The organism is Planktotalea sp. (assembly GCF_039984035.1).
In the GTDB taxonomy this organism is placed as follows: Bacteria; Pseudomonadota; Alphaproteobacteria; order Rhodobacterales; family Rhodobacteraceae; genus Planktotalea.
Genome location: NZ_JBDWVM010000401.1, coordinates 1 through 2,273, shown reverse-complemented (window position 1 = coordinate 2,273; position 2,273 = coordinate 1). Strand labels below are relative to the sequence as shown.

Annotated in this window: 2 protein-coding genes; one reads left to right on the top strand and one right to left on the bottom strand. The window is 51.2% G+C overall.

Translation table 11 applies throughout. The features are described 5' to 3' along the window. Window positions 1–422: hypothetical protein (locus ABJQ89_RS17630; RefSeq protein WP_348497466.1), on the top strand; the 422-nt coding region annotated here is incomplete at its 5' end. Window positions 423–905: 483 nt separating this feature from the next. Here ABJQ89_RS17630 and gltS read toward each other — a convergent pair. After that, on the bottom strand, window positions 906–2,114 hold the full coding sequence (gene gltS, locus ABJQ89_RS17625; RefSeq protein WP_348497465.1) for a sodium/glutamate symporter: 1,209 nt from the start codon (window positions 2,112–2,114) through the stop codon (window positions 906–908). Window positions 2,115–2,273 lie beyond the last annotated feature (159 nt).

Genomic DNA, 2,273 nt, shown 5'->3' with positions numbered 1-2,273 from the left:
ATCATGTTCTTCAGCTAGTTAGATCAATAAACGATGAGGTTTTTGAAAGGTTGTGGCTGCTAGATCGGTGGAAATCGGCAGATTCCGAGTTCTCAATAGTTAGGAGCAGCAGAGATGACTATCTGCAGTATGCTGGTTATTTTGAAGATGGTCACATGAATCTCAGTGGCGGGAAATTTAAGGGCCCCTCAAGTATATTTGACATAAATCGAGTTGTCTTTGAGTTCTATCCCAAGCTCTCAAATATCGAAAATGCATTTGATCGTAATAATAGCTTTGCGGAAATTGACCTTGAAATCGAGAAAGGTGTACAGGTATTCGAAAACCCTTTGATTTCTGATTTTGAAAATCAAAAAAGACTAAGGAGGAGGCTCGAGGAGAAATATGTGAAACGCGGTGAACGAAGAGGAAAAATATTCTAACTGATGCGTAATGCGAACGTCAGTAAGAGCATTTGTTACGTGGACTTCTGACTCTTCTGGAAGGCTTAAGAATTGCACCAACATACGGGAGCGGTCCTTAGTTTGGATGCAGCGAACTCACCCTTTGTCCGCGATCTGTGAGTTCGACCCTGTCGCGATTTTGCGCTTGCAGCGAATGACCGGTATGCGGGCTGCGACAGTGGCATCGGAATGACTTGGCCAATGGCCGGTTAGGGCCGTCCTTCGCTAGGCGGCGCTACCCTTTCGCCAAACATGCTGCGGCCGATCTAATGGCGGCTGCGAGCCCAACCTGTAAATTCGAGTTTCTCGCTGCGTGCGCTCGCAGCGAACAATTATTGCAATTGTGGTGCTGCAACGCCGCACAAATTGCTGCCATTCAAGAAGATGAAACGCTTGTTGACCCGGATGGACTTCCATACTTTTCGCAAAGCTCTTTTGTTTACGGAACACCATCGCCCATGGCTATAGATTGACGAAAAACTGGATGATCACCGCATTGGCTAGGTCGACAAAGAACGCTGAGACAAGCGGCAAGACGATAAATGCAAGCGGTGCGGGACCGTAACGTTTTGTCACGGATGACATGTTTGCAATCGCGGTTGGCGTGGCCCCAAGTGTGAACCCCGCGAAACCTGCGCTGAGCACCGCACCTTGGTAGTTGCTGCCCATCAGGCGGAAAAAGATGAGCAGGATAAACACGACCGTCATCATAACTTGCAGCACCAGAACGGCCAAAATCGGCCCGCCCAATTCTGCGAGGGTCCAAAGCTGCAGGCTCATCAGGGACATCGCAAGAAACACCGACAGACAGTAGTCTGAAATGACCGCAAGAGACTTGGTGCGTGCAGGCCACGTGATCGAAGGCACGAGGTAAGGAATGGTGTTGGACATGACGATGCCAACCAGCAGACAGGGGACGAACAAGGGCAGCTTCACGCCTGCCTCGATAATCCCCAGATGCACGATGTAGCCCATCAAGATCGCGACATGCACGGCGAGCATCCCGCGCATCAGGCTGACATGATTGATAAAGTCGTCGGGGTTTTCCTTGTCGTCAAACTCAAGGCCAACAATCGGCTCGTCAGCCTGATCGCTTGTCAGGTTGTTTCGGTCAATCAAACGCTTTGCAATCGGCCCACCTAGCACTGCGGCTAGGATCAGACCCAGCGTTGCAGCGGCCACACCCATTTCAGGTGCTGCGCCAAACCCTGTTACCTCTTCGATTTGTGGACCCCATGCAATTGCCGTGCCGTGCCCGCCGATCAGAGACGCAGACCCCACCAGAACGGATGTGGCGGAGGGCAAGCCAAACAGGGTCACACCCAGCAGCCCTACAAAATTTTGCAAAACCATAAACGCGAGGGTCAGCCCGAGAAGGAGCACAAGTAAACGCCCCCCTTTGAACAGATCCGCAATCTGTGCATTCAATCCGATGGTCGCAAAAAACACCACAAGCAGATAGTCGCGAACCTCAAGATCGAAGGTGATTTGTTGGCCGGTGATGGCAAAGAATCCCCATGTGAGCAGTGCGACGGCAAGGCCACCTGAGACTGGCTCGGGGATGTTATAGTCTCCCAAGACAGCGATCTTGCGGGTCAGGAAAACGCCAAGGAAAAACACCACAAAGCCCAATGTGACAGATATAAAGGCTGGGACAATGATTTCTGGCACAGTTATTTCCTTTTGGCACGTGAGCGCAGATGACACGGATGTCTCTGGAACTGCGCCAACCAAATGCGCATAGCAATTCGTTAGCCTTCGGCAGTTTCCTCTTGCCGTACACCGAAGAAAATCGCGTAGAGCGCGGGAACGACAATCAGGGTCAGAATG